The 26780-nt window shown below is 70.5% G+C and carries 25 protein-coding genes and 4 tRNA genes; 17 read left to right on the top strand and 12 right to left on the bottom strand.

What is annotated here, in order from left to right; all coding sequences use genetic code 11:
* The first annotated feature begins 64 nt into the window (after positions 1-64).
* Complete coding sequence (locus AC4D2O_RS14195; protein ID WP_490907988.1) at positions 65-727, top strand: acVLRF1 family peptidyl-tRNA hydrolase; 663 nt, start codon at positions 65-67, stop codon at positions 725-727.
* Here AC4D2O_RS14195 and rpe read toward each other — a convergent pair.
* The 5 genes from rpe to AC4D2O_RS14170 form a co-directional block, all read right to left on the bottom strand.
* Positions 724-1389 (bottom strand): ribulose-phosphate 3-epimerase, encoded by a 666-nt coding sequence (rpe, locus tag AC4D2O_RS14190; protein WP_490907987.1) that lies wholly within the window; start codon positions 1387-1389, stop codon positions 724-726. The two genes, AC4D2O_RS14195 and rpe, sit on opposite strands and share 4 nt — an antisense overlap.
* A 65-nt stretch (positions 1390-1454) precedes the next feature.
* Positions 1455-3038 (bottom strand): RsmB/NOP family class I SAM-dependent RNA methyltransferase, encoded by a 1584-nt coding sequence (locus AC4D2O_RS14185; RefSeq protein ID WP_490907986.1) that lies wholly within the window; start codon positions 3036-3038, stop codon positions 1455-1457.
* Positions 3035-4030: a methionyl-tRNA formyltransferase gene (locus AC4D2O_RS14180; protein WP_490907985.1), complete on the bottom strand. Its 996-nt coding sequence runs from the start codon at positions 4028-4030 to the stop codon at positions 3035-3037. The genes AC4D2O_RS14185 and AC4D2O_RS14180 overlap by 4 nt, the downstream gene beginning before the upstream one ends.
* Entirely contained in the window at positions 4027-4623 is a 597-nt protein-coding gene (def, locus tag AC4D2O_RS14175; protein ID WP_490907984.1) for a peptide deformylase, read from the bottom strand. The genes AC4D2O_RS14180 and def overlap by 4 nt, the downstream gene beginning before the upstream one ends.
* A gap of 146 nt (positions 4624-4769) precedes the next feature.
* Positions 4770-5645, bottom strand: a complete 876-nt coding sequence (locus tag AC4D2O_RS14170; protein ID WP_490907983.1) for a cytochrome — start codon at positions 5643-5645, stop codon at positions 4770-4772.
* 162 nt (positions 5646-5807) lie between these two features.
* Here AC4D2O_RS14170 and AC4D2O_RS14165 point away from each other — a divergent pair.
* The 5 genes from AC4D2O_RS14165 to AC4D2O_RS14145 all read left to right on the top strand — a co-directional run bounded on the left by AC4D2O_RS14165 (position 5808) and on the right by AC4D2O_RS14145 (position 6624).
* Positions 5808-5881 (top strand) — tRNA-Gly (locus tag AC4D2O_RS14165).
* 52 nt (positions 5882-5933) lie between these two features.
* Positions 5934-6004 (top strand) — tRNA-Cys (locus tag AC4D2O_RS14160).
* A 46-nt stretch (positions 6005-6050) separates the two neighbouring features.
* Positions 6051-6122, top strand: a tRNA-Val gene (locus tag AC4D2O_RS14155).
* Positions 6123-6151: 29 nt separating this feature from the next.
* Positions 6152-6225 (top strand) — tRNA-Gly (locus AC4D2O_RS14150).
* Between the two features lie 147 nt (positions 6226-6372).
* The gene (locus tag AC4D2O_RS14145; RefSeq protein ID WP_490907982.1) at positions 6373-6624 is read left to right on the top strand and encodes an antitoxin; all 252 of its coding nucleotides are present in this window, start codon (positions 6373-6375) and stop codon (positions 6622-6624) included.
* Between the two features lie 96 nt (positions 6625-6720).
* Here AC4D2O_RS14145 and zapE read toward each other — a convergent pair whose 3' ends face one another.
* Positions 6721-7752, bottom strand: coding sequence for a cell division protein ZapE (zapE, locus tag AC4D2O_RS14140; protein WP_490907981.1), 1032 nt, complete (start codon positions 7750-7752; stop codon positions 6721-6723).
* A 269-nt stretch (positions 7753-8021) separates the two neighbouring features.
* On the opposite strand from zapE, the gene AC4D2O_RS14135 reads away from it, so the two are divergent.
* Together AC4D2O_RS14135 and AC4D2O_RS14130 are read left to right on the top strand one after the other, a co-directional pair.
* On the top strand, positions 8022-8948 hold the full coding sequence (locus tag AC4D2O_RS14135) for a sulfurtransferase (protein WP_490907980.1): 927 nt from the start codon (positions 8022-8024) through the stop codon (positions 8946-8948).
* Complete coding sequence (locus AC4D2O_RS14130) at positions 8945-9385, top strand: SufE family protein (RefSeq protein WP_490907979.1); 441 nt, start codon at positions 8945-8947, stop codon at positions 9383-9385. The genes AC4D2O_RS14135 and AC4D2O_RS14130 overlap by 4 nt, the downstream gene beginning before the upstream one ends.
* Here AC4D2O_RS14130 and AC4D2O_RS14125 read toward each other — a convergent pair.
* Complete coding sequence (locus AC4D2O_RS14125; RefSeq protein WP_490907978.1) at positions 9369-10640, bottom strand: alpha/beta hydrolase family protein; 1272 nt, start codon at positions 10638-10640, stop codon at positions 9369-9371. The two genes, AC4D2O_RS14130 and AC4D2O_RS14125, sit on opposite strands and share 17 nt — an antisense overlap.
* Before the next feature lie 109 nt (positions 10641-10749).
* On the opposite strand from AC4D2O_RS14125, the gene AC4D2O_RS14120 reads away from it, so the two are divergent.
* The 9 genes from AC4D2O_RS14120 to AC4D2O_RS14080 all read left to right on the top strand — a co-directional run bounded on the left by AC4D2O_RS14120 (position 10750) and on the right by AC4D2O_RS14080 (position 20670).
* Positions 10750-11235, top strand: a complete 486-nt coding sequence (locus AC4D2O_RS14120; protein WP_490907977.1) for a hypothetical protein — start codon at positions 10750-10752, stop codon at positions 11233-11235.
* 14 nt (positions 11236-11249) lie between these two features.
* Positions 11250-11675 (top strand): peptide-methionine (R)-S-oxide reductase MsrB, encoded by a 426-nt coding sequence (gene msrB, locus AC4D2O_RS14115; RefSeq protein ID WP_490907976.1) that lies wholly within the window; start codon positions 11250-11252, stop codon positions 11673-11675.
* A 227-nt stretch (positions 11676-11902) separates the two neighbouring features.
* Positions 11903-13267: a DUF6421 family protein gene (locus tag AC4D2O_RS14110; RefSeq protein ID WP_490907975.1), complete on the top strand. Its 1365-nt coding sequence runs from the start codon at positions 11903-11905 to the stop codon at positions 13265-13267.
* Entirely contained in the window at positions 13264-13998 is a 735-nt protein-coding gene (locus AC4D2O_RS14105) for an SDR family NAD(P)-dependent oxidoreductase (protein WP_490907974.1), read from the top strand. Before AC4D2O_RS14110 ends, AC4D2O_RS14105 begins: the two co-directional genes overlap by 4 nt.
* A 19-nt stretch (positions 13999-14017) precedes the next feature.
* Positions 14018-15097, top strand: a complete 1080-nt coding sequence (locus AC4D2O_RS14100) for a threonine aldolase family protein (protein WP_490908154.1) — start codon at positions 14018-14020, stop codon at positions 15095-15097.
* 95 nt (positions 15098-15192) lie between these two features.
* Positions 15193-15819 (top strand): DUF3000 domain-containing protein, encoded by a 627-nt coding sequence (locus tag AC4D2O_RS14095; RefSeq protein ID WP_490907973.1) that lies wholly within the window; start codon positions 15193-15195, stop codon positions 15817-15819.
* Positions 15820-15892: 73 nt separating this feature from the next.
* Positions 15893-17203 (top strand): HRDC domain-containing protein, encoded by a 1311-nt coding sequence (locus AC4D2O_RS14090; RefSeq protein ID WP_490907972.1) that lies wholly within the window; start codon positions 15893-15895, stop codon positions 17201-17203.
* A gap of 87 nt (positions 17204-17290) precedes the next feature.
* Positions 17291-18550 carry a thiolase family protein gene (locus AC4D2O_RS14085; protein WP_490907971.1) on the top strand — a complete coding sequence of 420 codons (1260 nt, stop codon included), beginning with the start codon at positions 17291-17293 and terminating at the stop codon, positions 18548-18550.
* Positions 18547-20670, top strand: coding sequence for a 3-hydroxyacyl-CoA dehydrogenase NAD-binding domain-containing protein (locus tag AC4D2O_RS14080; RefSeq protein ID WP_490907970.1), 2124 nt, complete (start codon positions 18547-18549; stop codon positions 20668-20670). The genes AC4D2O_RS14085 and AC4D2O_RS14080 overlap by 4 nt, the downstream gene beginning before the upstream one ends.
* Positions 20671-20768: 98 nt before the next feature.
* On the opposite strand, the gene AC4D2O_RS14075 is transcribed toward AC4D2O_RS14080, so the two are convergent.
* From AC4D2O_RS14075 to AC4D2O_RS14055, 5 genes are all read right to left on the bottom strand, one after another.
* A complete protein-coding gene (locus AC4D2O_RS14075) occupies positions 20769-21404 on the bottom strand; it encodes a sarcosine oxidase subunit gamma (protein ID WP_490907969.1) in 636 nt (211 codons plus the stop codon).
* Positions 21397-24339 carry a 2Fe-2S iron-sulfur cluster-binding protein gene (locus tag AC4D2O_RS14070; protein ID WP_490907968.1) on the bottom strand — a complete coding sequence of 981 codons (2943 nt, stop codon included), beginning with the start codon at positions 24337-24339 and terminating at the stop codon, positions 21397-21399. The genes AC4D2O_RS14075 and AC4D2O_RS14070 overlap by 8 nt, the downstream gene beginning before the upstream one ends.
* Positions 24336-24635: a sarcosine oxidase subunit delta gene (locus AC4D2O_RS14065; protein ID WP_490907967.1), complete on the bottom strand. Its 300-nt coding sequence runs from the start codon at positions 24633-24635 to the stop codon at positions 24336-24338. The genes AC4D2O_RS14070 and AC4D2O_RS14065 overlap by 4 nt, the downstream gene beginning before the upstream one ends.
* A 14-nt stretch (positions 24636-24649) precedes the next feature.
* Positions 24650-25867, bottom strand: a complete 1218-nt coding sequence (locus tag AC4D2O_RS14060) for a sarcosine oxidase subunit beta family protein (RefSeq protein ID WP_490907966.1) — start codon at positions 25865-25867, stop codon at positions 24650-24652.
* 145 nt (positions 25868-26012) lie between these two features.
* Positions 26013-26690: a GntR family transcriptional regulator gene (locus tag AC4D2O_RS14055; protein WP_490907965.1), complete on the bottom strand. Its 678-nt coding sequence runs from the start codon at positions 26688-26690 to the stop codon at positions 26013-26015.
* Positions 26691-26780: the final 90 nt, after the last annotated feature.

Genomic DNA, 26780 nt, shown 5'->3' with positions numbered 1-26780 from the left:
GGCCGCGCGGGTGCCGGCCGCAGCACCCATCGACGACCGGGCCCGGGCCCTGCGAAGGAGCACCGTGTCCACGACCAGGTCCGTGCTCGTCGAGGCACGGCGGCTCGACGGCTGGCTCACGCGGTTCGAGCAGCGCAACGGCCCCGCCATGGTGCGGCCCGCCGAGGCTGGGCCGGGCTCCCTCGAGGTCCTCGCCGAGAACGGATGCCGGGCGGTCCTGACGCCGCCCCTCCCCCCGTCCGCAGCCGGTCCCGCCACCGGACGCGACGGGCTCGTCGCGGCCCTGCTGTCGGGGATCGATCCGGCCGCGCCGGTGGGGCTGCTGCTCATCCGGCGGGGCGGCTACTCCGTGGGGGTGGCCCGGGAGGGCTCGGTGGTGGCCTCGAAGACGGGCACGCGCTACGTGCAGGGCCGCACCGCCGCCGGCGGCTGGTCGCAGCAGCGCTTCGCGCGGCGTCGCGCCAATCAGGCCGACGCCCTCGTGGAGGAGACCGCGGTCCGCGCCTCGGCGATCTTCTCCGCGCATCCGCCGTCCTGCCTGCAGCTCGGCGGGGACAGGACCCTGGCCGTCGCGGCGCTCGGCGAACCGGTCCTCGCGTCCGTCGCGGGTCTGCCGCGGGTCCCCTTCCTCACGGTGCCCGATCCACGCTTCGCGGTCCTCGAGAAGGCGGCCGGATCGGCGCTGTCCGTCCGGATCACCGTCACCGATCCGCCCGCCGTCCCCTAGGACCTCTTGCGTGTCGCGGCCAGGCGCAGGGCGGTGATGGCGGCACCGGCGTCGTCCGCTCCGTAGACGGAGGAGCCGGCCACGAAGACGGTTGCTCCCGCGTCGGCCGCGCGAAGGATGGTCTCCTCCGTGATCCCGCCGTCCACCTGGATGACCAGCGGGAGGTCGGCGCCACGGACGGCCTCGGCCGCCCGGCGGATCTTCGGCAGCGTGAGGTCCAGGAAGGACTGGCCGCCGAAACCCGGCTCGACCGTCATCACGAGCAGCATGTCCAGCTCACCGAGCAGATCGAGGTAGGGCTCCACCGGTGTGGCCGGCCGGAGGGCCATCCCTGCCCGGGCCCCGGCGCCGCGCAGCTCCCGGGCCAGCTTCACGGGCGCGGCGGCGGCCTCCGCATGGAAGGTGACGGACGCGGCCCCGGCCTCGGCGTACTGCGGCGCCCAGCGGTCCGCGTCCTCGATCATGAGGTGCACGTCGAGCGGCAGCGGGCTGACCTCCTGGATGCGCCGGACCACGGGCAGGCCGAGCGTCAGGTTCGGCACGAAATGGTTGTCCATCACGTCGACGTGCACCGCGTCGGCGGCACCGATGCGCTGAAGCTCCGCCTCGAGATTGACGAAATCCGCGGAGAGGATGCTCGGGTTGATACGGAGGTGGGTCACAGCCGTTCCTTTCGTTGCGGGCACAGGGGCGTCCGGACCACGCGGGGGGGCGCTCCCGGATCCGCTCATCCTTCCGGGTTCCTGCGGATGAGCGCCAGGTACATCGCGTCCGTGCCGTGCACGTGCGGCCAGAGCTGGGCGCTCGAGCCGTGGCCGGCGTCGAGCCCTCCCCCGATGCTCACGGCGTCGAGCGCGGCGCCCGCGTCGACCCGCTCGAAGCCGGTGCGCCTGCGGAGGCAGTCGTCGACGACGGCGTCGGTCTCGGCGTGGTGCGGTGAGCACGTGACGTACGCCACCACGCCGCCCGGGGCGACGGCGTCGAGAGCCGACGCGAGGAGCTCCCGCTGGAGCGGCGCGAGGGACACCAGGTCGGCGGGCTTGCGGCGCCACCGGGATTCGGGCCGGCGGCGCAGCGCGCCGAGCCCGGTGCAGGGCGCGTCGACGAGAACGCGGTCGTAGTGCTCCGGCTGGTCCCGGCCGATCTCCCGGCCGTCGCCGACGCGCACGGTCCAGGAGTCCTCGGGCAGGGGCCGCAGCGCCTGCCGGACCAGTTGGGCCCTGTGCGGCACCGGCTCGTTGGCCGTCAGGTGCACGCCGGCGTCCTGGCCGAGGGCTGCCAGCAGCGCCGTCTTCCCGCCGGGGCCGGCGCACAGGTCGAGCCACTGCTCGGCGTCGTTCGTCCGCCGGTCGACCGGCACGGCGGCGAGGGCGCGCGCCACGAGCTGCGATCCCGAGTCCTGGACGCGGATCGTGCCCGTCGAGACGCCCGGCAGCCGGCTGACGTCGCCGCCGGAGTAGTAGGCGGAGCCGGGCGCGAGGAGGCCCGGTTCGGCTCCTTCGCCCAGGGCGTCGTCGAGCGTGGCGAGCCCGGGCAGGGCCACGAGGTGCACCACGGGCGCTGCGTTGTCCGCGGCGAGCAGCGCGTCGATCTCCGCGGCGTCGCGGCCATGGGCGACGAGCGCCTGGCGCAGGGCGCGGACGATCCACTCGGGGTGGCTGTGCGTCAGGGCGGCGATGGCGGTGGCGTCCGTCAGACCGTCGACGAGTTCACCGATCCAGGCCTCGAGGTCGCGTGCGCTCACCTTGCGGAGCACCGCGTTCACGAGCGACGACGGGCCGGCCCCGATCACGGCACGCACGAGTCCCACGGTCTGGTCGAGCGCCGCGTGCGCGGGGACGCGCATCGCGAGGAGCTGGTGCACCCCGATCCGCAGGGCGTCGAGCACCGCGGGGTCCAACTGGTCGAGCGGCCGGTCCACGCAGCGGGCCAGGACGGCGTCATACGTCCCCTGGCCGCGCAGTGCCCCATAGGTCAGTTCCGTGGCGAAGCCGGCGTCGCGCCGGTCCAGGCGGTGCTTACGGATACTCGCCGGCAGCACCAGGTTAGCGTACGCGTCCTCGGCGGCCACAGCACGCAGGACCTCGAAGGCGACGAGGCGGGCGGGGTCCGCACGGCGCGTCCGCTGGGACGGCGCAGCCTGCGAGAACTGGCGCTCCCCGCCCCGGTTGCGTTCACGCCCCTGGTCGTTGCGGCGCCGGTTGCCACCGCCCTGGCCGCCGCTGCTGCCGGGCCCGCGGGACCTGCCCTGTCCCCCGCCGCCACCGGATCCGCGGTTGGACCCTCCGTTCGATTCCCCGTTCGCCGTCACTCGAACACCAGCTCCCCGCGCGCTGCCGCGCCTCGTGCCCAATCCAGGGCGTTCATCATCTTCTTGCCGGCGGGCTGCAGCTCACCGAGGGCCACAGCGCCCGAGCCCGTCCCGACGAGGACCTGCCGCCCCGCGACCCTCAGCGCACCCGGCGCGAGCGGCGCACCGGATCCCCCCTCGACCGGTGCGTGGGCGCCGTCCGCGGCGTCCGCACCGTCCGCACCGTCCGCGGCGGGGGTGACGGGGGTGACGGGGGTGACGGGGCCGAGCTTGACGCGCTGCCCGTCGAGGGTGGTCCACGCCCCGGGTTCCGGGGTGACGGCGTTGATGCGCTGGCGGACGGCGACGGCCGGCTGGGACCAGTCGATCCGGGCGTCGTCGATGGTGAGCTTCGGGGCGAAGCTCGGATCCCCGGTCTGCGGCGTCGCGGTGACGCGTCCTGCCGCGAGGCCCGAGAGCGTCTGCACGAGGAGGACCGCGCCACTGTGCGCGAGGCGCCCGAGGATCTCCCCGCTCGTCGCGGACGGTTCGAGGGTCTCGGTCATCACCCCGAAGACGGGCCCGGTATCGAGCCCCTCCTCGAGGAGGAACGTCGTCGCCCCGGTGACGTCGTCCCCGGCGAGCACGGCGTGCTGCACGGGCGCGGCACCCCGCCACGCGGGCAGCACGGAGAAGTGCAGGTTGATCCAGCCGTGCTCGGGGACGGACAGCCCGGCCGGCGGGACGATGCCCCCGTAGGCCACGATGGCCGCTGCCTCGAGCTCGAGGGTGGCGAGGTGGTCGATCAGCTCCGGGGTGAAGCGGTTCGCCTTCACCACCGGCAGCCCGAGCTCGTCCGCGGCCGCGGCGACCGGGCTCGGCGTCAGCACCTTCCGGCGCCCCACGGGTGCATCGACGCGCGTGAGGACGGCCGCGACATCGAAGCCGGCCTCCACGAGGGCCCTGAGTGACGGCACGGCGACCTCGGGCGTGCCTGCGAAGAGGATCCTCATCGGGTGGCCCGGCCGAACGCGCCGGTGCCGGGCTCCGCGCCGGGGGTGAAGCTCGACCCGAGGGTCCGGGCTCGCTCTGCCTCGGTGCGGGAGGTGACGCGGTTGTAGTCCGCGCTCCGGATGACCCGCAGCGCGTTCCTGCGGTCCTCACCCTGGAGACGGTCGATGTACAGGGTGCCGCGCAGGTGGTCCGTCTCGTGCTGCAGGGCACGCGCGAGCATGCCCGTGCCTTCGACCACGACGTCCTGGCCGGAGACGTCCTGGCCGGTGACGCGGGCCCATTCCGTCCTTTCCACGTAGCTTCCGAGACCGGGGACGGACAGGCACCCCTCGACGTCGGACTCGCCCTGGGACGCGCCGTCGGTCTCGAGCACCGGGTTCACCACGTGACCCTGCGCGCCGTCCACGCGGTAGGTGAACACCTGCAGCCCGATCCCCACCTGGGGTGCGGCGAGCCCCGCGCCCTGCACGTCGATCATGGTCTCGGTCATGTCCTCGACCAGCCGGGCGAGCTCCGGTCCGAAGTCGGTCACCGCGGCGGCCGGTGTGCGGAGGATCGGATCGCCGATCATGCGGATACTCAGGACGGCCATCGGTGCTCGTTCCTCGCTTCGGTCAAGGACTGCGCCGGGATGCGCAGGACGGGATGCGGTCCGCGGCGCTGGGCCGCGAGGTTCCCGTCAATCCTAGTGCCGACGCGCAGCGCACGACGGACGGGGTGTGCGCGACCCGGACCGGCTCAGGCCGGCAGGGCGGATCCGGTCGGCACCGACGGGGCGGGCGGCGGGCCGATGGGCAGCAGCGCCCGGCCGGCCTCCTCGGCGTCGAGTCCCGCCTCCCAGGCGCGGCGCAGGGCGCAGAAGCGCAGCCAGTGCTTCCTCAGCACCTCCGGATTGGCCCGCATGGCGCGGACCTCGGTCTGCCCGACGGCGACGCCGAGCAGCAGGGGCTGCTCGCCGTGCGGCCAGGGGCGCCACTCGCCCTTCTGCGGGTCCACGAGGCATTCCTCGGCCTTCATCCCGGCCACGAGCTGCATGACCACCTTGTCGTCGAGGGCCTTCACGAAGCCGTCCCGGTCGGTGTTCTTGGTCTTGTAGTCGATGAGGCAGGTGCGCCCGCCGATGGTCGCGACGAGGTCGAGCGTGCCCGCGTAGCCGAGCTCGGTGTTCCAGACCGTCAGCTCGGGTTCCACCGGGCGGACGTCGTAGAGGCTCCACCACTCGTCGAACCGCTGGGCGAATCCGGACTCGCCGTTCTCCTCGAGGGCGAGGCGGGCGGCGTCGAGCTCCTCGGGACGGCCGAGCGCGCGCAGCGCGACCTGCTCGCAGTAGTGGTGCACCCGGGTGCCGCGGAGGGCCGCCTCGTCGCGGTAGCGCTCGGCCGCGGAGGCCGCGTCCCTGACCGCGGATCGCAGCTCGGACGGGTTGCCGAGTGCCACGGGCAGCCGAGGGTCCCGCGAGAGCGCACTGGCCGCCATGTGGCCGAACCAGCCACCGAGCGAGGTGGGCAGCTGCGAGATCACGGTCGTGATCGACGGGACGGAGGGCTGGTCCGAGGTCGAGCGGGCGTACATCCTGCCGTGGGGCGTTGCGTGTGCGAGGAGCGGGGCGGTCATGGCTCCAGTCTCTCAGGTGCCTCTGACAGCCCTGCACCGGGGCGGCGACGGGCCGATTGGACGAACCCCCAAACGTCCTATAGAGTTTTCTCTCGTTGGAAAACGAAGAAACACCGCGAAATGCAAGCCATTGAGCGGGGTTCTCGGTTCTGTTCTCCTTCTGCGGACGTAGCTCAGCTGGCTAGAGCACCACCTTGCCAAGGTGGATGTCGCGGGTTCGAATCCCGTCGTCCGCTCGCAAGTCACTGTTCGGCCGGATCAGTCCGGTGGCCGGGGTTACCCGGTCATGGTGGGGTGGCCGAGAGGCGAGGCAGCGGCCTGCAAAGCCGTATACGCGGGTTCGAATCCCGTCCCCACCTCTCGACGGGACGGGCAGGAGCAAAGCAGTACGAGCACCATGAAAATGGGCGATTGGCGCAGCGGTAGCGCGCTTCCCTGACACGGAAGAGGTCACTGGTTCGATCCCAGTATCGCCCACGACGGCGCCCCCTCGGGGGCGCTTTTTTGCGGACGTAGCTCAGCTGGCTAGAGCACCACCTTGCCAAGGTGGATGTCGCGGGTTCGAATCCCGTCGTCCGCTCGCAGACCGGTCCCGATGAGGACCGGTCTTTTTCTTTGCCCGGTGCGCGGGCCGGCCGGGACTTCTCCCAGGACATGCCCATCCTGCTCGCCTATGATGGATGGAGCGGAAACGGTCCTGCGTTTCCACGACCGAAAGGAGGTGTCCGTGGGTTTATTGGACGGGCTCAAGGGCAAGGCCGGCACCCTCGCGGGTAAGGCGACCGAACTCATTGGCGATAATTCCGACAAGGTGAAGAACGGCATCGGGAAGGCCGGCGATTTCGTCGACGGCAAGACCCATGGCAAGTACTCGCGCCACATCGACGGAGTGCAGACGAAGGCTTCGGCGATGGTCGACCAGATCGACAAGAAGGACGGCAAGGGCGACGTCGGCCCTACCCCTCCGCCGGCCGTGTGATCCCAGCCTGGCAATAAGGAGCGCCGGTCCCGCCGAGAGGCGGCACCGGCGCTTCCTGCTTTCCTGTCCCCTGGCGTCCCCGGGGGCCGGGTGCGGCTAGCTCGTGACGTCGCTCCCCTGCCGCGCGAGCGCGGTGAGGCGGGACACGGCCCTGTAGTACTTCTTCATGTACCCGCCGCCCATCATCTCCTCGGTGAAGAGGTGGTCGAAGGTGGTGCCGCTGGCCATGATCGGCACGTCCCGGTCGTACAGGCGGTCCGCGAGGACCACGAACCGCAGCGCCACGGACTGCTCCGTGATGGTCTGCACGTTGTGCCAGGCCACAGCGTCGACGCCGTCGAGGAGCTGCCGGTAGCGGCTCGGGTGCACGTCGGCGAGGTGCCGGATGAGGTCCGAGAAGTCGTCCTCCGCGAGGACGCCCGCCGAGAAGGCGGCGATGCGTTCCCGCAGGGCGGCATCGTCGATGGCGTCGGGCGCCTGCGGCAGCCCACGGTGCCGGTAGTCCTCCCCGTCGATGCGCGCCACCTCGAACTGGTCCGCGAGGACCTGGATCTCGCGCTGGAAGTCCTCCGCCGCGAACCGGCCGTCCCCGAGGGAGCCCGGAAGCGTATTGGACGTCGCGGCGAGCTTGACGCCCGCGTCGGCTAGCTCGCGCATCAGGCGGGACATCAGCACGGTGTCGCCGGGGTCGTCGAGCTCGAACTCGTCGATGCAGACCAGGCTGTAGCCGCTGAGCGCGTCGACCGTCTTGCGGAAGCTCAGCGCCCCCACCAGGTTCGTGTACTCCACGAACGTGCCGAACGCCTTCCTGCCCGTGGACGCGTGCCACAGGGAGGCCAGGAGGTGGGTCTTGCCGACGCCGAAGCCGCCATCGAGGTAGATGCCGGCGCGGGTCGCGGGCTTCTTCCCGCCGAACAGCCTGCGGAGGCCCGAGGGCTCCGGCTCGTTGACAGCGCCGGCGAAGTCCCGGAGCTTGGTGACGGCCGCCGACTGGGAGAGCTGCTGCGGATCGGGGCGGTAGGAGTCGAAGGACACCTCGCCGAAGCGGGGCGACGGGTAGAACCCGTCCAGCAGATCATCGACGGAGACCTTCGGCGACCGCTCTGTCAGGTGTTCGATGGCTGGCACGGATCTGGACCGCTTTCTCTTGTCCGGGAGGTCGGCGGGAACGGCCCTGCACGCCGCCGTTCCGCTAGGCAAGACTACGGCAACCGCGCGCACCCGCCCGCGCGGGGGGCGGGCACGGACGCCCCTTGACCGGGGCCCGCCCGGGGTCGTGCCGGGCAGGGGCAGCACGCGGGTGCGCCGGAAGCTTTCGCCGCACCGCGTGGTTACGCTAGGTGGAAAGACACGTTCCGGGCCCGCTGCGCGCGCCTACAGCTATACGAAAGGCCGCAATGACCCTGACTGCAGACCCCCAGGACAAGTTCGCCGAGTACGCCCACCCCGAGCGGCTCGTCTCCACTGGGTGGCTGGCCGAGAACCTCGGCGCGGACGGGCTGGTGGTCGTCGAGTCCGACGAGGACGTCCTGCTGTACGAGACCGGGCACGTGCCCGGCGCCGTGAAGATCGACTGGCACACCGAACTGAACGACGAGGTGACCCGCGACTACATCGACGGCGAGGGCTTCGCTCGGCTCATGGCCTCCAAGGGCATCTCCCGCGACTCGACCGTGGTGATCTACGGCGACAAGAGCAACTGGTGGGCGGCCTACGCCCTGTGGGTGTTCACCCTGTTCGGCCACGAGGACGTCCGCCTGCTCGACGGCGGCCGCGACAAGTGGGTCGCCGAGGGCCGGGAGCTGACCACGGACAAGCCGGAGATCACGGCCACGCAGTACCCCGTCGTCGAGCGCGACGACGCCCCCGTGCGCGCCTACCTCGCCGACGTCATGGCGCACCTCGGCAACCCGCTGATCGACGTCCGGTCGGGCGACGAGTACACGGGCGCCCGCACCACCATGCCCGCGTACCCCGAGGAGGGCGCCCTGCGCGGAGGGCACATCCCCACCGCCCGCTCGGTCCCCTGGGCCCGGGCCGCCGCCGAGGACGGGACGTTCCGCACGCGCGCCGAACTGGACGCCATCTACCGGGACGAGGCCGGTCTGCAGGACGGCGACGACGTCGTCGCGTACTGCCGCATCGGCGAGCGGTCGAGCCACACGTGGTTCGTGCTCACCCACCTGCTCGGCTTCGAGAAGGTGCGCAACTACGACGGCTCCTGGACGGAGTGGGGCAACGCGGTGCGCGTCCCCATCGTCCGCGGCACCGAACCCGGCGACGCCCCCGCGCAGCCGGCCCTTCCCGCGCAGGCGACCCGATGACCGCCGGGGCCGTCCCCGCGAAGCTCGCGGAGATCATCGACGACTTCCAGGACCTGTCCGAGCCGGACCGCCTGCAGCTCCTGCTCGACTTCTCCCGCGAGCTGCCGCCGTTGCCCGAGCGCTACGGGGAGCACCCCGAGCTCCTGGAGCAGGTCGTCGAGTGCCAGACCCCGCTGTTCCTCACGATGGAGATCGGCGCGGAACCCGAGCGGCCGGTGCACCTGTTCTTCTCGGCGCCGCCCGAGGCACCGACGACCCGCGGGTTCGCGGGTGTGCTGCTGGAGGGCCTCGACGGGCTGCCGGCCGCGGAGGTGCTCGCCGTACCGGACGACGTGCCCGACCGCCTCGGCCTCACCCGGGCCATCACGCCCCTGCGTATGCGCGGCATGGCCGCGATGCTGGGACGCATCAAGCGGAAGATCAGGGAAGCGCAGTAGCCGTCCCGCCGTCGGGCACCTTCCCCCCGGGCAGGGTCCGGCCGTACAGGAGGCCGTCGAGCCAGCGTTCCACGACGGACTCCCACCGCTGCGGGTCGATGTTCCACTCCTTCGTGTGGCGTGCACGGTGGAACCGCTCGAGCGTCACGAAGGCCGGGTTCCTGGCTGCCAGCTCGGCCGAGGGGCCGATGGGAACGAACTCGTCGTCCTCGCTGTGCAGCACCAGGGTGGGCAGGGTCAGCTGCTCGGCGCGGGCGATCCAGTCCATGCTCTTGAGGTCGAGCGGCGCGGCCAGCCCCGTGATCCGGCGCGCGCGCTGGCTGGCCAGGAGGTACTGGCCCAGCCGCCCCACGGGCGCCGGGATGCGGTTGAGTTCGGCGTGGTGCGCGAGCACCTCGATCCAGTTGATGACCGGGCCGTCGAGCACCAGCGCGGTGATCCGGCTGCGGTGCCGCGAGAGGTCCGCCGTCTGCAGGGCGATGGCCCCGCCCATCGACCAGCCGAACAGGACGACGTCGCGGGCTCCGTGGGCCACCGCGTAGTCGATCGCCGCGTCGACGTCGTGCCACTCGGTCATGCCGAGGCCGTACCGGCCGTCGGGCGCCGAGGGGGCCTCGCCGTCGTTCCGGTAGGACAGGACGAGGCTCGTCATCCCGAGGCGGCGTGCCGGCGGGAGGGCACGCAGGGCCTCGTTGCGCGTCGCCCCGCGGCCGTGCACCATGATGGCCCACGTGCGGGCCGGCGCTTCCGCCCGGACGAGCCAGGCCGGCGCCGACCCGCCCTCCACCGGGATGAGGACCTCCTCGTCGGCGAAGCCGAGGGCCGACGGCGAGGGATAGGTGGCGCCGCCCCACCAGCCGCGGGTCGCCGATGCCAGATCGCCCACGTAGACCTTCTCCACCTCGCGCTCGACGGTACCCTCGCGCGGCACGTAGGAGCGGATGGCCCCGAGGCGGGCGTGACCCTCGCCGCGGTCGAAGTGGAGGCTGTAGGTGCCCTCGACGGTGGTGTCGTCGTTCGCGGGGAGGATCACGGTCTGGTTCCCGGCGGGTCCCACGACGGCGAGGATGTCGAGGTTCTCCTCGCGGCCGCGCGCCGGCGTCACGATCTGCCGGGCGAAGTACACCGCGAGACCGGAGACCGCACCCGCCGCCGAGGAGGCGAGCGCCGCTCCCGCCCCCACTCCGAGCGCCGTCCACTTGAGCCAGGGCGCAGGGACCCGCTGCACCGCGGGCGTCGACCTTCCAGTTGCCATGCCTCCCTTTCTACCCTGCTTGCACCCCGCCCCGCCAAGCTTCGACGATTCGCCACACCGGGCACACCGGGCACAGCGGCCTCCCGGTACGCCGCAGTACAGTGACGCCATGACCGAAACGATCCTCGTGCTGACCGAGGAAGCCCTGACCCAGCCCGATCTCGCCAATCTCCGGTCCCTGCAGGGCGAGGAGTCGGCCGATGTCGTGGTCCTGATCCCCGAGGACCGCGACGAGTCGGTCCTCGGCGAGTTCTTCCGCCACCTGAGCCTGCTCGAGGTGGGCGAGGCCTTCCGGTCGTTCTCGGCGGACGACCGGGAGCACGACGAGGCGGCGGCCCGCTCGGCCCTCGAGGAATCGCTGCGGCTGCTCGCGGACGAGGGGTTCACGGCACGCGGCCGGACGACGACGGGGAACCCGGTGGACGCCCTCGTGCAGGAGGCCGCCGACACCGGGGCGGCGCAGGCCGTGGTCATCACGCGCCCCCATGCGGTGGCGGACACCTTCCACCGGGACTGGGCCAACCGGGCGCAGGACAAGCTCGGGATCGCCGTGCTGCACCTGTACTCGGGCTCGGGATTTATTGGCGACTCCTAGGCGTTGCACGCACTATGACTACCGAACACGACGCCTACCGGCCCGAGATCCAGAAGTCCGACGACGAGTGGCGGCAGGAGCTCTCCCCGCAGGAGTTCCAGGTGCTGCGGAAGGCCGGCACGGAGCGCCCCTACACCGGGGAGTACTACGACGCGAAGACCGCCGGCACCTACGCGTGCCGTGCGTGCGGCGCCGAGCTCTTCACGAGCAACGAGAAGTTCGATTCCCACTGCGGGTGGCCGTCCTTCTGGGCGCCGCTGGCCGAGGACAAGGTCCGCTACCTGCACGACCGGTCCCTCGGCATGGAGCGCATCGAGGTGCGCTGCGCCCGCTGCGACTCGCACCTCGGCCACCTCTTCAAGGGCGAGGGCTTCGACACCCCCACGGATGAGCGTTTCTGCATCAACTCCATCTCGATGACGCTGGTGCCCGCCGAGTAGTGCAGCGGGACCCGCACACGGGGAAGGCCAGTCCGAGGACTGGCCTTTTTCGTGTGCCCGGTGTGAAGCCGCGCTGGACCTTGCACTCGGTGCCGCACCGGCCGAGCGTAAGCATTGCTTGAGCTAAGCCGGCCAGCGTGTAAGTATCCCTGTTCTGCTTGCTACTGTCACGACAACACCAGCGATGCATCCCACCGATGCAAATCCCACCGACGAAAGCAGGAGTCGTGACCGTCACTCCCCTCGCCCCCGTAGACAACCGGCCGCAGGAGCATGCGGCGTGGCACGCACTCAAGGCCGCGGCGCACCGGCTGCGCGTCCTGCAGGTCAAGGACGGCTCGATCCCCGACCCCGAGCACCACGTGGACGCCGCGGCCCACACGGAGGCCATCACCGCCGCCGTGCAGGAGCTCATGCCCCTGTTCCCCCATGACGCCGAGTACCTGGGCCGCACCATCACGGCCCTGGAGGCGTGGCAGGCGGGCGGCTTCGCAGTGCCCGATTTCCTCGAACCGCTACTGGCCTTCCAGCCGCAGCTCGATCGGATCGACGGCCTCCAGCACCTCGTGGTCTTCCCGATGTACACGCAGAACGGCAGCACCAGCCGCCTCGTCGAAGCCGTGCTCATCGAGGTCCTCTGGCCGGAGTTCATCGGTGAGCTCGAGGCCGGGGCGTACTCCAATGCGCTCTTCGTACCCATCCGCTTCCTCGACTTCACCGAGGGCTACAACACCAACTCCGCCGTACTCTTCCCCGAGACGGTCGCGGTCAGCTCCACGCCCACGTTCACGTGGGGTGCCATCTTCGCGGACCGGGAGGCCGCGCGCTTCCGCCGCGTGGTCCGCGCCGCCGCGGACATCACGCGCCTCGACCTGCCCCAGGACGCACTGGAACTCCTCGACGACCAGCAGCTCGCCGAGGAGACGTTCGTGATGTGGGACCTCATCCACGACCGCACCCACATGCGCGGCGACCTGCCCTTCGATCCGTTCATGATCAAGCAGCGCATGCCGTTCTTCCTGTACTCGCTCGAGGAACTGCGCTGCGACCTCACGGCGTTCCGCGAGTCCGTCAGGATCGAGCAGGACGACGACGCGTCGGCCGAGGCGCGCCGGCATGCCCGGCTCGTGCAGTACGCCGTCATCTTCGACCGCATCTTCCGCTTCAGCATCACCGGCAGCCGCGTGCGGAACTACGACGGCCTCGGCGGCCAACTGCTCTTCGCGTGGATGCACCAGCACCGCGTGCTGCACTGGACCGACACCAAGCTCAGCATCGACTGGGACGAGGCGGCAGGCGTCGTCGTCGCCCTCGGCGAGCAGATCGAGCAGCTGTACTGGCGGTCCATCGACCGCCCGAAGAGCGCACACTGGCTCGCCGCCTACGACCTCGTCTCCGCCACCGTCACCCCGCACCCGGCCTCCGTGTGGGCCAAGGGCCCGGACGCACTGGAGCTCATGGGCCCCCCGCGGGCCCTCACCGACGCCGTCCTCGACGACGAGTTCCCCCTCTCGATGTTCTTCGAGGCGCTGGAGAAGAAGATGAAGCCCGTCATCGAGTCGACCGCGGGCATCACCGCGCACACGGCGTGAGCTACGTACCGGGTGCCCCTGACACCCGCACGGCCGTCGTCGCCGGCGCCACGGGTGCGTCCGGCATCGCCCTGGTCCGGCGCCTGGTCTCGGACGGCCTGACCGTGGTGGCCGTGGGGTCCGACGCCGTGCGCCTGGAGGCGGCGCTCGCCGGGATCGACGGCGTCGACCGGCAGGTGTGCGACCTGACGGATGAGACCGCGGTCGGCCGGCTCGCCGAGCGCGTCCTCGCGGACCACGGCGGCGCCGACGCCCTGTTCCACCTCGTGGGAGGCTGGCGGGGCGGACGGGGCATCACCACGCAGACGACGGCGGACCTCGAGGCCCTCCACCGGTCCGTCTTCGTCACGCTGTTCAACACCAGCCGGGCGTTCTACGACCAGCTGGCCGAGCACTCCGGGCGGCTCGCCGCCGTCACGGCCACGGCCGTGACGGCACCCACCGCCGCGAACGCCTCCTACGCCGCGGTCAAGGCGTCCGTCGACGCCTGGCTCCAGGCGGTGGCGCAGGGCTTCGCCAAGGACGGGACGGGGGCGGCCGCGACCGCCGTCGTCGTCAAGGCGCTGGTGGACGACGCGATGCGGCAGCAGCAGCCCGAGCGGACGTTCCCCGGCTTCACGCACGTGGACGATCTGGCGCGGATCCTCGCGTCGCTGCCCGCCTCACCGGCCGCCGAGGTCAACGGCGCCCGCATCGACGCCGTCGGTGCCCGGCCGCCCGCTCGGGGATAATGGGACGGTGACCGACACCATGACCTCCGCCATCGCTCCCGCAGCGCCCGCGCCCCTGCACGACCGCACCTCGCGCAGCTTCGCGTCCGACAACTACTCGGGCGTGCACCCCGAGGTCCTCACGGCCCTGGCCGCCGCCAACGAGGGGCACCAGGTCGCCTACGGCGAGGACCAGTACACGGCCCGGCTGCAGGAGGTCATGGAGCACCACTTCGGCGAGGGCATCTCCATCTACCCGGTGTTCAACGGTACGGGTGCGAACGTGCTCTCGCTGCAGTCCATCCTGCCGCGCTGGGGCGCCGTGATCTGCCCGCAGACCGCGCACATCAACGTGGACGAGAACGCGGCCCCCGAGCGCGTGGGCGGCATCAAGCTGCTCACCGTCCCCACGCCGGACGGCAAGCTGACCCCCGAGCTCATCGACCGGGAGGCCTGGGGCTGGGGCGACCAGCACCGTGCCCAGCCGCTCGCCGTCTCCATCACCCAGACGACGGAGCTCGGCACGCTCTACTCCGTCGCCGAGATCAAGGCGATCGCCGACCACTGCCACGCCCGCGGCATGAGGGTGCACATGGACGGCGCCCGCCTCGCGAATGCAGCCGCGGCCCTCGGCCAGCCGCTGCGCGCCTTCACGCGCGACGCCGGCGTGGACATCCTCTCGTTCGGGGGCACCAAGAACGGCCTCATGTTCGGCGAGTGCGTCGTGGTCCTGAACCAGGAGGCGTCCACCGGGATGGACTACCTGCGGAAACTCAACATGCAGCTCGCGTCCAAGATGCGCTTCGTCTCCGCACAGCTCGTCGCCCTGCTCGAGGGCGATCTCTGGCTCCGCTCGGCGTCGCACGCCAACGCCATGGCCGCGCGCCTCACCGAAGGCGTCCGCGGCATCCAGGGCGTGATCCTCACGCAGGAGACCACCGCCAACGCCGTCTTCGCGATCCTGCCCCCCGGGGCGGCGGACCGCGTCCGCGAGAGCTTCCGCTTCTACGACTGGGACCAGGCGACCGGCGAGGTCCGGTGGATGTGCTCGTTCGACACCACCGAGGAGGACGTCGACGCCTTCATCGACGCGATCCGCCGGGAGGCAGCAGCCGCCTGACGACCGGCCCCACCAGGCCCGTGCACCGGCCGGTCGGCGCCCGCTCACCGGCGCGCCGCCGCCGAACCCACCCCCGCAGGGCATAGCCTGCGGGGGTGAGTGCTACCGATGGCGGATCGCAGCTTCCTGCCGAATTCCTCGACGCCCTGGCCGGCCTCCGGAAGGCGGCCCGCCGCAGCGAGATCCGGCTCGAGGAGATCCCGGCTCCCTCACGGCTCGCCCCGTTCGCGGTGGCACTCGGCGCGGAGATCTTCGAGGCGTCGCCGTTGCCGCTCCACGGGCCCGCGCGTGGCCTCCTCGCGCGGTCCGACCCCGAGGAACTCGCCACGGGCCGCTTCATCCTCCTCTACGACCCCGACGGCTCCGAGGTCTGGAACGGCCGGTTCCGCATCGTGACCTACATCCGCGCACAGCTCGAAGCCGACATGGGCAACGACGCCCTCCTCGGATCGGTCGCCTGGACATGGCTCGTGGAAGCCCTCGAGACCCACGGCGCACGGCATCACAGCACGGGCGGCACCGCCACCCGCATCCTGTCCGAGAGCTACGGCACCCTGGAGGACCGCCCCGACACCATCGACATCGAGCTCCGGGCGTCGTGGACCCCCGAGACCGCGGACGTCCGCCGGCACCTCGAGGCGTGGTCCGACATGGTGTGCACCTTCGCCGGACTGCCGCCCCTCCCGGCGGGTGTCGCGCACCTTCCCCACCGCAGATCCTGAGCACCGGGGAACGGTGGCAGGACACTGCTCGCTTGAGGGTCCCGGGGACCCGCGGGGATAGACTGAAAACACCATGACTTCCCATACGTCCGAGCAGACGGACAGCACCGATGTGCCCGATCGCGCCGTCGATCCCGATCCCCAGGAACTCCCCCTCCTGACCGAACCGCGCGATGGCGTCCCCCTCGTCATCGACACGCAGGCCGGCCTCGAACGTGCCGCCGCGGCGCTCGCCGCCGGTACGGGCCCCGCGGGCGTCGACGCCGAGCGGGCCTCCGGGTTCCGGTACGGACAGCGCGCGTTCCTCGTCCAGATCCGGCGCGAGGGCGCGGGCACCTGGCTGATCGACCCCGAGCCGTTCGACGACCTCCGGATCATCGACGACGCCCTCGACGGCGTCGAATGGATCCTGCATGCCGCGAGCCAGGACCTGCCCTGCCTGTCCGAGCTCGGCATGTGGCCGGACCGGCTCTTCGACACGGAACTCGCCGCACGCCTCGCCGGTCTCCCCCGCGTGGGCCTCGCCGCCGTCATCGAGTCCCAGCTCGGGTTCAGTCTCGCGAAGGAGCACTCCGCCGCCGACTGGTCCAAGCGGCCGCTGCCCGAGCCCTGGCTCCGCTACGCGGCACTGGACGTGGAGGTCCTGCCGGAACTGCGCGGCAAGCTGGCGGACCTGCTGCAGGAGGACGGGAAGCTGGGAATCGCGGAGGAGGAGTTCGAGCACATCCGCAGCACTCCCCCCGCCGAACCGCGCGTCGACCCGTGGCGCCGTACCTCCGGGCTGCACCAGCTGCGGGACCGCCGGCAGCTCGCCGCTGTCCGGCAGATGTGGCTCGAACGCGAGGATCTTGCCCAGCGCCGCGATGTGGCGCCCGGACGGCTCATCCCGGATTCGGCGATCGTGGCGGCGGCCAAGGCGATGCCGTCCACGGTCCCGCAGCTGCTGGCCACCAAGGGCTTCCACGGCCGCGCCGCCCAGAAGGAGGCGCCCCGCTGGCTCAAGTGCATCAGCGAGGCCAGGAAGCTCACGGAGCTCCCGCCCCTGCACATCTCCACCACCGCGCCGCCGCCGCCGCGCGTGTGGGCGGAGAAGGACCCCGAGGCGGCGGCCCGCCTGCAGACCGCCCGCCCCCGGGTGGCCCACCACGCCGAGAAGCTCGGCATGCCCGTGGAGAACCTGCTCACCCCGGACTACCTGCGCCGCATCGCCTGGCGGCCCCCGGCAGAGCTCTCCCTCGAATCGGTCTCGGCGGCGCTGGCCGAGCTCGGCGCACGCCCCTGGCAGATCGAGCAGATCGCCGCGATCATCACCGTGGCCTTCCTCGACCCGGACCCCCTTCCTGCCAAGAACCGCCAGGCAGGCCAGGAGCCGTCCGAGGACTGAGGCGGAGGGGCCTGGCGATCCGCTTGCACGCTTATGTTACCGGCCAGTAACATAAGCGCGGATCAACAACTCGAAGAGGAGCAACAGGTGAGCCTACAAACCGGGACCACGTCCGCCGGCAGGACGTCGCGCTCAGCGCGTGCCGTCCGCGACGTCGTCTTCGTCGACGGAGTACGGACCCCATTCGGCAAGGCGGGCGACAAGGGCATCTACGCCGGCATGCGCGCCGACGACCTCGTGGTGAAGTGCATCCGCGACCTGCTGCGCCGGAACCCGTCGCTGCCGCCCGAGCGCGTGGACGACGTCGCCATCGCCGCCACCACCCAGACCGGCGACCAGGGCCTGACGATCGGCCGCACCGCGGCCCTCCTCGCCGGGCTCCCCCGGACGGTCCCGGGCTTCGCGATCGACCGCATGTGCGCCGGCGCGATGACCGCCGTGACCACCACGGCGTCGGGCATCGCCTTCGGTGCGTACGACGTCGTCATCGCCGGCGGTGTCGAGCACATGGGCAACCACCCGATGGGCGCCGACGCGGACCCCAACCCGCGCTTCCAGTCCGAGCGGATCGTGGACGCCGCCGCCCTGAACATGGGCAACACGGCCGAGAACCTGCATGACCGCTTTCCGGCCATCACCAAGGACCGCACGGACGCCTACGCCGTCCGCAGCCAGCAGAAGCTCGCGGCTGCCTATGATGCCGGGCAGATCCAGCCCGACCTCGTGCCCGTCGCCGGCCGGAAGGCCGGTTCCGGCTGGACGCTCAACACCGCGGACGAGCCGCCGCGCCCCGGCACCACCGTGCAGGACCTCGCCGCTCTGCGCACGCCGTTCCGCGCGCACGGTCGGGTCACGGCCGGCAACGCCGCCGGCCTGAACGACGGCGCCACCGCCGCACTGCTGGCCTCGGCCGACGCCGCCGCGGAACTGGGTCTGCCCGTCCGCATGCGCCTGGTCGCCTACGCCTTCGCGGGCGTGGAGCCCGAGGTCATGGGCATCGGCCCTGTTCCCGCCACCGAGAAGGCCCTGCGCCAGGCCGGCCTGGGCATCAGCGACATCGGGCTCTTCGAGATCAACGAGGCCTTCGCCGTCCAGGTGCTGAGCTTCCTCGACCACTTCGGCATCGACGACGAGGACCCGCGCGTGAACCGCTACGGCGGGGCCATCGCCGTCGGGCACCCCCTGGCGTCCTCGGGCGTGCGGCTCATGAACCAGCTCGCCCGCCAGTTCGAGGAGGACCCGTCCGTGCGCTACGGCATGACCACCATGTGCATCGGCCTCGGCATGGGAGCCACCGTCATCTGGGAGAACCCCCACCACGAGCACTACGGACAGGATGCAGCATGAGCTTCGAACGCTACGACGAACTGGCTGCGCTGGTTCCCGCCGAGATCGTCACCCACTCCTACGTCCAGGACATCACCCTCCCCCAGGGGGCCGGCGTCCTCGCGCTCATCACGCTCGACAACGACCTCGACCACACCAAGCCCACCACGCTCGGGCCCAACACGCTCATCGAGTTCGGCCGCACCCTCGAGGGGCTGAAGGAACGCGCCGCCCGGGGCGAGATCTCCTCCGTCGCCGTCACCGGCAAGCCCTACTTCCTGGTCGCGGGCGCCGACCTCAGCACCGTCAAGAGCGTGAAGTCCGAGCACCTCGGCCGCCTCATGGCCGAGCTGGGCCACGAGGCGTACGACCTGCTCGCCGACATGGGCGTACCCAGCTTCGCCTTCATCAACGGCGTCGCGCTCGGCGGCGGGCTCGAGATCGCCCTCGCCGCGAACTACCGCACGGTGTCCACGGGCGCCAACGGGATCGGCCTGCCCGAGGCGTTCATCGGCCTCGTGCCGGGCTGGGGCGGCGTGTACCGCCTGCCGCGTCTCATCGGGCCGGCGAACGCCGTCAAGGTGATGGTCGAGAACCCGCTCAGCAACAACCGCAGCCTGGACGGCACCTCCGCGTACGGACTGGGCATCGCCGATGCCCTCTTCGAGCCGGCGGACTTCATCGAGCAGTCCCTCCTCTGGGCGGCCCGCGTGCTCACCGGCGGTGAGGCCGACGCCGTGGGGCAGCGCCGCGCCGAGCTCGCACGGTACGACGACGCCGCGTGGACCGGCGCCGTCGCCGCGGGACGGGCCTTCGTGGAGGCGAAGACCAGCAACGCGGCGCCCGCGCCCGGTCGCGTCCTGGACCTGCTGGAGGCCGGGCGGACCTGGTCGCGGAAGGAATCGGCGGCCGCCGAGTGCACGGCCTTGGCCGAACTCATGCAGACCCGCGAGTTCCACGCCACGGTCTATGCGTTCCTCGACCTGGTGCAGAAGCGTGGCAAGCGTCCGGCAGGAGCGCCCGACCGGAAGCTGGCCCGCCCGGTCTCCAAGGTCGGCGTCGTCGGGGCCGGACTCATGGCGAGCCAGCTCGCCCTGCTGTTCGCCCGGCAGCTCAAGGTGCCCGTGGTCATGACGGACATCGACCAGGCCCGCGTGGACAAGGGCGTCGCGTACGTGCACGCGGAGATCGAGAAGATGCTCGGCCGGAAGCGGCTCTCGCAGGACGCCGCGAACCGGACGAAGGCCCTCGTCACCGGGTCCGTCTCGAAGGACGTGTTCGCCGACGCCGGTTTCGTGATCGAGGCCGTGTTCGAGGAGCTGTCGGTCAAGAAGCAGGTCTTCGCCGAGGTGGAGGCCGTCGTCTCCCCCGAGTGCATCCTCGCCACCAACACGTCGTCGCTGTCCGTGGCCGAGATGGCCGCGGACCTGGTGCACCCGGAGCGCGTGGTCGGTTTCCACTTCTTCAACCCGGTGGCCGCCATGCCGCTGCTCGAGGTGGTCCGCGCCCCGAAGACGGACGACGCCGTGCTCGCCACGGCCTTCGTCCTCGCGAAGGGCCTGAAGAAGAACGCCGTCCTGGTGCAGGACGCCCCCGCCTTCGTGGTGAACCGGATCCTCGGCCGGATGTTCGGTGAGATCACGGCCGTGTTCGACGAGGGTACGGACGCGGAGACCGCGGACGGCGCGCTGCGCCCCATGGGCCTGCCCATGACACCCTTCCGGCTGCTCGCGCTGGTGGGCCTGCCCGTCGGCCAGCACGTGCAGGAATCGCTGCACACCGCGTTCGGCGACCGGTTCCTCGTCTCGGCGAACCAGCAGAAGCTGATCGACGCCGGGGTGAAGGGTCTGTGGGAGAAGCAGGAGGACGGCTCCGAGACCGTCCCTTCCGCAACGCTGGACCTCATGGAGCGCGGGAAGTCACCGTCGACCGCCGAGGAGGTCCTGCACCGGACGCAGGACGCGCTGGCGGACGAGATCGGGCGCATGCTCGACGAGGGCGTCGTCGCCGCCCCCGAGGACATCGACCTGTGCATGATCATGGGCGCGGGGTGGCCGATGCATCTCGGCGGCATCACCCCGTACCTCGACCGCGTGGGGGCGTCCGAGCGCGTTCTCGGGAAGACCTTCCACCAGGCCTGAGTCAGTCTCTGTCGAAGTAGCAGGAAGGCCCCCGACCAGCCGGTCCGGGGCCTTCCTGCTGCCTGCCGGTTTCCTCCCGCACGGTGTAGGCGGGGTGGTCAGGGAACCTCTGGCGAGGCGTACTCGCGCATCGCATCGAGGAGCCACCGGCCCAGGAAGTCCGCGAAGGAGGCCCGGGGGAAGAGCCTGAAGCTTTGCTCCCCGGTCTTCTCCAGGACCAGCGTGATGTTGCCCACCTCGGTGCTCAGGGCTGTTCCTGGGGGAAAGCTGCGGGGGTGCAGGTCCAGCGCGCAGCCCTTCTCCAGGACGGCCCGTGCGCGGGTACCGGAGAGTTCGAAGGTGGTGCGGTTCGCCGACAGGTCCACCACCTGCCCCGGGGCCCCGCCCAGGGCTGCGGTGAGGGAACCGATGAGGTCACCACCGAGCGAGTCGTGGGCGTCCTCGGGTGCGACCACCAGGAACTCGGACGGTCCCAGCCAGAGGATGCTGACGCCGTCGGCGCCGCCCACCTCACCGCAACGGCCCGGCAGGCAACCTGCCATGGCGGCCACCCGTGCGCCTTCCTCGGAGCGGGGGTCCACGCGGAGGCCCACCATGGTCTGGAACGGGCCCTCCTGAAGGACCACCGTCCCCTCGACGGAGCCTGCCTCCATCTCCGCGGTCAGGTGCGAGGCGGGGCTGCGCCGGATGTCGCGAAGTCCCTTGATGCCGTTGAGCGCTGCTGTGTCAGCCATCCTTGCGGGTCCCTTCGGGGTCGAAAAGCACGGTTTCGGCGACGACGACGTCGACCAGCTGGTCGCCCACGGCGGCCACGAGGGTCTCGCCGATACGGTTGCGGCCGTCCTTGATCAGCGCGAGGGCGAAGGTCCGGCCCAGGGCGGCACTGCGGTAGCTGGACGTGACGAAGCCCTGCATCGGAACGGGGCCGGACGCAGGATCGACGTCGATGCCCTGGTCCACCAGCTGGGTGCCTTCGGGGAGCCGGAAGGAACGGTCCACGGGTAGGACGCTCACCAGGTGCCGGCGATCCTCTCGCCTGGCATCGGCTCGGGCGTAGGATCGCTTGCCGACGAATTCCTTGGTCTTCGACACCACCCACTCCATGCCCGCGTCCTGCGGGGTGACGGTGCCGTCGGTGTCCTGGCCGACGATCGGGTAGCCCTTCTCGGCGCGGAGGACGTGCATGGTCTCCGTGCCGTACGGGGTGATGTCGAATTCGGCGCCTGCGGCTGCCACCGCCTCCCAGGTGTTCAACCCGTACCAGGACGGGACGTTGATCTCGTAGGCGAGTTCGCCGGAGAACGAGATCCGGCAGACCCGCGCCTGCACGCCGGAGGCCAGGGTGGTCTCGCGGAAGGTCATGAACGGGAAGGCTTCTGCCTCCAGCTTGCCGTCCGCTGCCAGGCCCGGTGCCAGCTTCGCGATGACTGCCCGTGATCTCGGTCCGACGACGGCGATGGTGGTCCACTGTTCAGTGACCGAGGTGCAGTGCACGTCGAGGTCGCGCCATTCGGTCTGCAGCCATTCCTCCAGCCAGTCCAGCACCTTGGCGGCGCCGCCGGTCGTGGTGGTCATGAAATAGCGGTCGTCGTCGAGGCGGAGGGTCACTCCGTCGTCGAAGATCATGCCGTCCGCCAGGCACATGACGCCGTAGCGGGCGGAACCGGGGGCGAGCTTCTTGAACGCGTTGGTGTAGATCCGGTTGAGGAACTCGCCGGCGTCCTTGCCCCGGATCTCGATCTTTCCGAGGGTGGTGGCATCCATGAAGCCGACGGAGCCGCGGACCGCGGCGCATTCCCGCAGGACCGCGGAGTCCATGTCCTCGCCCTCGTGCGGGTAGTACCAGGGACGCTTCCACTGTCCCACGTCCTCGAACAGGGCACCTTCGGCCTCGTGCCACGGGTGGATGGACGTCTTGCGGGCGGGGTCGAACAGCTCACCGCGCTGGCGTCCGGCGAGCGCCGCGAAAGCCACGGGGGTGAACGGTGCGCGGTAGGTGGTGGTACCGATGTCTCCGATGCCACGCGAGGCTTCGCCTGCCGTGCGAAGTGCGGCGGCAATGACGCCGATCGCGTTGACTCCGGAGGTCTTGCCCTGGTCGTTGGCGGTGCTGATGGAGGTGTAGCGCTTGATGTGTTCCACCGAGCGCAGGCCGGCCCCGGTGGAGCGCAGGACATCGGCCACGGACTGGTCGCGCTGGAAGTCGACGAAGTGGTGATGCCAATCGTCCGCGTTGCCTTCCTCCCCGGGGACCAGCCACAGCTGGCGAGTGGGTGCCGAGGACTTCGGCTCGCCGAGCGGTGAGGGGTCGGTGGTCGTGCTGAACCCCGCGGCGACGGCGGCGCCGGCGCCGACGGAGATACCCTCGGCGAGGCAGTCCTGCAGGTCGAAGCTGCCACGCCCGGACCCTGCGACCTGCTGGTTCGGAACTTCGGTGCTCGGCACGAAAGCCGCCAGGTCGTCGTCCCAGCGCAGTTTGCCCTGACGCTGGGAATGCAGGTGGACCAGAGGACTCCAGCCGCCGGAGACGGCCAGCAGGTCACACGCGATCTGCTCGATGTGGGCGGTGAGCGCGCCGTCGTCGTCGATGCCCCGGACGGTCACGCCGGCCAGGCGGCCTGCATCGTCCGCAGCAGTGTTGGCCACCGCGGTGCCGATCAGCACCCGGGTGCCGGCCTCGACAGCGGCAGCAGCCACGTCGGTGAGGTTCGGACGTCCGTCCACGACAGCTGCGATCTGGACACCGGCGGCACGCAGGTCCGCAGCGAGGGCGTAGGCGCTGTCGTTCGTGGTGCTGATGACGACGCGATGCCCGGCGACGACGGCGTAGCGGTTCAGGTAGCTGCGGACGGCGGAGGCCAGCATGATGCCCGGGCGGTCGTTGTTCTCGAATACCAGCGGGCGTTCGTGGGCACCGGGGGCCAACACGACCTGCGCGGCACGGATGTGCCAGATCCGCTGCCGGGAGACGCCGGGTGCGGCGGGGCTGGACAGGTGATCGGTGCGGTTCTGGACGGCGATGACGTAGTTCGCGTCGTACGCGCCGAACACCGTAGTTCGGTTCAGGACCGTCGACTCCGCACCGGACACCAGTTCTGCTTCGACGTCCGCGACCCATTCGAGGGCCGGCTTGCCCTCGATGGTCTCGACCAGTCCGGGTGCGGTCGGACCTGACAGCAGGGACCCGCCGAGCTCGGGCTGGTCGTCCAGGAGCATGACGCGTGCACCGGTGCGGACGGCTTCGCGCGCAGCGGCCAGGCCGGCGGGACCGCCGCCGATGACCAGGACGTCGGTGTGGACGTACTTCTTGTCGTACTCGGCCCGGTCGTCGTCCGGGTCCAGCCGGCCCCGTCCATCGAGCAGCTCTGCCTTCAGCCCGTCCACCAGGGTGACGGTTGTGGCGGGGAGCATGGACTCCGCGACGTGGCCGGGGAATCGGGGATACACCTTGACCAGGGCGTTCGATTCCTCCACGCCGGCGGACATGATGCCTCGGGGTCGGTCCTCGTACAGGGAGTTGCCGGCAGCGATGTGGCCGTTGGCGAGCAGGGCCGAAGCGAGCGTGTCGCCGGGATGGCCGGTGAATTCCCTGCCGTCCACGGTGAAACGCCAGGAGATGGTGCGGTCGATGCGCCCACCGGTGGTGAGGCGGGCGTCCTGGGAAGTCACGTGGTTGCTCCTTCCGGGGCGGCTTGATCGGGACGGGGCGCGCCCATCGAGTACACCGCCTGGATCTCGTAGGTCGCCGTGTCGCGAACCATGTTGAACCACTGCCGGCAGCCGGTACTGTGCAACCAGCGTTCAGCGAAGGCTCCCTTGGTGTTGTCCCTGTAGAACAGGAACTCGGCCCATTCGCGGTCGCTCAGTTCGTTCGGGTTCTCCGGGTAGGCCACGTGAGCCTGACCGCCGTAGCGGAACTCGGTCTCGTCGCGGGATCCACAGTTGGGGCATGGGATGAGGAGCATGTCCGGACTCTCTTCTAATGGGCCACGGCGGCTGCGCCGTGTTCGTCGATCAGGGCGCCGGTCTCGAACCGTTCCAGTGCGAACGGCCTGTTCAGTTCGTGCGGCGCACCGGTGGCGATGGTGTGGGCGAAAGTGAGCCCGGCGCCCGGGGTGCCCTTGAACCCTCCGGTACCCCAGCCGCAGTTGACGAACATGTTGTCCACCGGGGTGGTTCCGACAATGGGTGAGGCGTCCAGGGTGGTGTCGACGATCCCGCCCCAGGTGCGCAGTACATGGGCTCGGGCGAAGATGGGGAACAGCTCGACGGCCGCGGCCATCTGGTGTTCGATGACGTGGAAGGACCCGCGCTGGCCGTACCCGTTGTAGGAGTCCACGCCGGCACCCATGACCAGTTCGCCCTTGTGCGCCTGCGAGACGTAGACGTGGACGTGGTTGGACATCACCACGGTGGGATGGACGGGTTCGTGGAGTTCCGAGACGAGTGCCTGCAGCGGGTGGGACTGGATGGGCAGCCGGAAGCCGGCCATCTCAGCCAGGACACTGCTGTGTCCGGCGGCGCACAAGCCCACCTTCTCGGTGTGGATGGTGCCCTGGGTCGTCCTGACGCCGACGACGCGGTTGCCGTCCTTCAGGAAGCCGGTGACCTCGCAGTTCTGGATGATGTCCACGCCGAGCTCGTCGCACTTACGGGCGAAGGCCCAGGCCACGTGGTCGTGCTTGGCGATGCCGGCACGCGGCTGGTAGGTGGCGCCCATGACCGGGTAGCGGATGTTGTCGCTGATGTTCAGGATGGGGCACAGTTCCTTGACCTGTGCGGGGTCCAGCCATTCGGCGTCCACTCCGTTGAGCCGGTTCGCGCCGACCCGGCGCATGCTCTCGCGTACGTCGCCGAGGGTGTGGGCGAGGTTCATGACGCCGCGCTGGCTGAACAGGAAGTCGTAGTCGAGTTCCTCGGGCAGGATCTCCCACAGCTTGAGGGACGCCTCGTAGATTGCGGCGCTCTCGTCCCAGAGGTAGTTGGAGCGGATGATGGTGGTGTTCCGCGCCATATTCCCTCCGGCCAGCCAGCCCTTCTCCAGTACGGCGATATTGGTCATCCCGTGGTTCTGGGCGAGGTAGTAGGCCGTGGCCAGGCCGTGTCCGCCGCCGCCGACGATGACGGCGTCGTAGCTCTTCTTCGGGGTCGGGTTGTGCCAGAGGAATTCCGGGTGCTCAGGAAGTAGATCTGCCATCGGGCCACCTCGATCGTGTCGGAGGAGAGGTTGGGGATTCTCCAAAGTCGGCCGGTAATATCCCATTGATATACTAGGTTCCGGGTCGAGTATTGTACGAAGTACCCTGGCGGTCAAGAGGGGCATGTGCTGGTCGAAGGCCGGCCTATGCGGCGAAGAGTGCCTCGCGTACAGCATGCTCGAATGCACTGACATGGGTCCGTGCGAGTTCGGCCGCGCGGTCCTCATCTCCGTCGATCACCGCGCGCAGCAGGTTCAGGTGCTCGTGGACATGGCTGGTGAGGTCGGGAAGGCGATCCAGGACCATGCACCAGATACGGGTAGCGAGATTGTCGTAGCGAATCAGCACATCTTCCAGATGCGGGTTGCCCGCGGCCGCATAGATGCCCTGGTGCACGCGGGTATCCAGGCGCAGTAGTTCGATGACCGAAGCCCCTCGTGTGTCGAAGGACTCTATGACCCGCACGAGCTCGCGCAAGTGCTCTCGCGTCGATTCCGTCGCCACGCGTGCGGCCCGGGATGCGGCAAGGGGCTCGAGTTGCGTCCGGATCTCGGAGATGAAGGCCAGGTCCGTGACCTCGACCCGCGTAGCGAAAGTTCCCCTGCGTGGATAGGACACCACAAGGCGATCCAGCTCCAGCCGCTTCAGGGCTTCACGTACCGGAGTCCGCCCGACCCCTAGTTCCTTGGCGAGGCTGTCGTCATTGACGAGGTCGCCGGGCTTGATGTCGAGAACCAGCAGGCGGTCCCTGATCGTTTCGTAGGCCACATCAGCCAGGGACTTCCGTGCTGCTTCAACCCCTGTCAGCGCTTCAAGAGCCATCGCGCGGTTCCTCTCTCCCGGGCCAGAACGGTTGTTGACCTCTACTACTGCTGAGTATACGCTGAGCCGCAGATCTAATATATCAGTCTT

The sequence above is a fragment of the Arthrobacter sp. TJ-238 genome, assembly GCF_058269215.1.
The sequence above is the reverse complement of the archived record's forward strand: the minus strand, read 5'-3'. Positions and strand labels throughout refer to the sequence as shown.